Annotated in this window: 2 protein-coding genes; one reads left to right on the top strand and one right to left on the bottom strand. The window is 38.6% G+C overall.

What is annotated here, in order from left to right; all coding sequences use genetic code 11:
- The coding region (locus C510_RS17585) for a hypothetical protein (RefSeq protein WP_018712237.1) at positions 1–2,589 on the top strand (2,589 nt) is incomplete at its 5' end.
- A gap of 422 nt (positions 2,590–3,011) precedes the next feature.
- Here the strand turns inward: C510_RS17585 and C510_RS0115785 are convergent.
- The coding region (locus tag C510_RS0115785) for a PD-(D/E)XK nuclease family transposase (protein WP_018712236.1) at positions 3,012–3,338 on the bottom strand (327 nt) is incomplete at its 5' end.

The following is a 3,338-nucleotide window of genomic DNA, read 5'->3' as shown; positions in this document are numbered from 1 at the left end:
TTCGGAGCGCTTCTGTTCGCTTCAGCAGGAACTTTTACTTCTTGTAAAGATTATGATGATGACATCAACAATCTGCAGGAGCAGATCAACACTGTCAAGACAGACCTTGAAAGTCTGAAGTCTACAGTGGAAGGCCTTGATGGTGTCAAAACATTGAGCTATGCTGACGGTATGCTTATCATTGAAACAGGTAAAGGAACAAAGGTTGAGGTTCCGGTTCCATCTGCAACTGGTATTACTACTGTTGAATTGAAAGATAATGTTCTTTACGTAGACGGTAAAGAAGCTGGTAAAGTTGAGATCGCAGAAGGTGAAGCTATCAAGGTTGAAGTGAAGGAAGACGGTAAACTTTATATCAATGATGAAGTGCAGGATCTTGAGATTGGTAGCAAAGTTGCTGTCGTAGACAATGGTGATGGTTCATATACTTTGACTGTTGATGGTAAATCTTATGTGTTACCGAAAGCTACTTCTTCTGTTGGAATAAGAGTAACAGAAGCTGCAGCATACGATAAAAATTATTATTTTACTAACTTGTCTCAAGATTTAACTGTTTTAAATACTACTCCGCAGAATGGAGGTATTTACTGGGGTACTGCTGATCGCTTATTGAATCCTTGGGAAGGCTTGAAACCGGTAGTAAAAGGTCAGCTGTTGGTTGGTCAGATTAAAACTGTAGATGTTGTTGTAACTCCAGCTACTTTTGATTTGGGAGCTGAAGATGGCTTGTCTTTGGTTAACTCTTTAGGACAGAAAGCTCCTGTAACTGTTAAGGCTGTTTCTGCTAATAATGAGGATCCTTATACAGCGGGTGCGGGTTCTCGTGCTGCAGATCCTCAGGGTGCTTGGAAGTTGCAGATTGCAATGGATAATACTATAACTACTGACAATATTGGTAAGGCTTTTGCTAATGAAGATAATACATCTAATATGTGTTATGCTTTGGCTTTGGATGGTAAGGTTCTTACTGATTATAAATTTATTATTGATACTCAGAAAAATAAGAGTACAAGAGAAGCTCATGTAAATAATGTAGTAGTGAACTTCTATGAGGATAATCAGTCTAAAGATGTTACCTCTAATGCTTTGCCTTTAGGAGAAACTGAATTGTTCTTAACCTCTGCAGCAGGTCAAACTGATGCTGATTTGGTATATGATTCATATATTGAAATCGTAAATACTGATATGGCAGAACGTTATGAAATCTCTGCTAATGGCATGGTTATTACAACTACTAATAAGGCTGGTGAAATTCCTACAGGTGAATCGCTTGAAGTTAAATTGCATATCATTGATATCAACGGAAATGTTGAAGAAAAGACTATGAATTTGGACTTTGGTAAAGTTCTGATTGAAGATGGTGATGCAATTGAAAATCAAACATTTACTGTAATTCCTAACTTCGAAGGTGTATTAGTAGATTTGGGTAATACATTTACTAGCTTGAGTGCAACTACTGCTGATAAAGTTTCATCTACTAATGGTGGTTCTGTGACTTGGGAAACAACAGCTGATGCTGCTACATTTGCTAATGCTAGCTTGAATAGTAATATTACTTACTTTGAAACTAAAGAAGATGCATTAGCTGGTAAGAATGCTATCAATGTTTCTACTGGTGAAGGTAAAACTATTAGAAAAGTTAAGTATGCTGTTGTAAGTAAGAATGCTTTCAAAGCTTCTTCTGATATTTACGCTGGTGAAAACAATGTTACCATTACATTGAAGGATAATGCTGACAATGAATTGAAGAAAGTAACAGCAAAAGTAACAGTTGCTTTGCCTGCATTTGATGATGTCTTAGCTGTTAATCCTTTGTTGAAAACATGGAGTGAAGAAGGTGTATATGCTACAAGAATGATTGAAAATACTAGTAATAAAGCTGCTGTATCATTCTATAATGCATTTATTTCTAAGGAAGATGCTAATGAAAATCCTTACTTCGATAAAGATGATATTAAGAAAGAAGATGGTACTATCTTGTCTTATGAATTAACTTACGTAGATCCTGAAACTAAGAAAGTTAAGTCAATTGATAAAGATGATCTGGATGCACTTATTGTAGATAATAAACTTGTTGTAAATGAACTTACAGCTGTTGTTTCAGCAGAGTTGCTTGATAAGGGTGCTAACTTCTCTGTAACTAAAGAATTCAAAGTTAATTTGAAATCTATTTTCGATGGAGCTCAATTTGTATATTATGATCCAGCTACAAACGCAAAAGTTGAAGGAGCTGTAACATTGCCTAATGATGGTACTCTTGCTTATGGTTCAGAAGCTGGTGGTAAGAAATCTGGATTGTTCATTGAATTTGATGGATATTCAGTGCCTTATGTTGCAGATGGTGCTGGTGAAATAACTGTAGCCGGATTGACTATTAAGACTGGTCTAAATTCTGATGCGACTCCAACTAATAGTGACGAAGTTAATGCTAAGTATAGTTTGGCTGCAGGTTCTACAGGTGAACTTACTGATTTTACTGGTGGAATTACAATTACTGTTGTATCAGGAGGTAAAGAGGGTGTATTTGAAACCACATTTACTGATGCTAATGGTGTTAAGACTAAAGCAACATTGCCTTATAAGAAATAATTTTAACACTGATATTTATAAAAGAGGGTGTGTCAAAATGACACACCCTCTTTTTGTATGCTCGGCATGGTGTTATTAGCTAACGGGTGCATGTCCCCGATGAACCCTAATAGCGGAAATCATACAGCCAATAGCGGGTGTCCATCGCGAGTTGGAATCTGAAAGAAACTGGCGGCAAATATCTGGTCTGACGGACAGAAACTTCATATAAGGCATAAAACCGTGGGTAATGCTACCCAAACCAAAGTCCCATAGTTATCCGGAATGGTCGGTGAATTTCCCTTGAGCTCAGATTCTATATCCCTGTCCCTTCGGATTTTCAATTTGTACCTTAAATGTATAGATATAAGGCATTGTCCAACAGGACAAGCTGCAACTTTTCCGGCTACAGCCCGCTTTGCCGGTTAGTACGTATGTATTTGTTATAAATCCGCAATCTCCTTTTCCGTCAGTCCGGTATTTTCAGCAATGATGCTGACCGGTATACCGGAAGCCTTGAATTTTCTGGCCAGTTTCAGACGTTCCTCTTTACGTCCTTCTTCACGCCCCTGCGCAATGCCTTCCTGAAGACTCTTCATTACCGCCGTATGGATGGTGTTCTGCCAGTCGCGGTAGGCCTTGAGGCTGTCCTCGTATTCCTCGTACTGTTCCCTGGTGAACTTCGCTATCTCGGCCGACTCGAACAGCCGGGTGAATACCCTTTCCTGCAGAGCCACGGGACGGTCCATCAGTCTGGAAAGGTTTCTGAT

The sequence above is a fragment of the Phocaeicola barnesiae DSM 18169 = JCM 13652 genome, assembly GCF_000374585.1.
GTDB lineage: Bacteria > Bacteroidota > Bacteroidia > Bacteroidales > Bacteroidaceae > Phocaeicola > Phocaeicola barnesiae.
The sequence above is the reverse complement of the archived record's forward strand: the minus strand, read 5'-3'. Positions and strand labels throughout refer to the sequence as shown.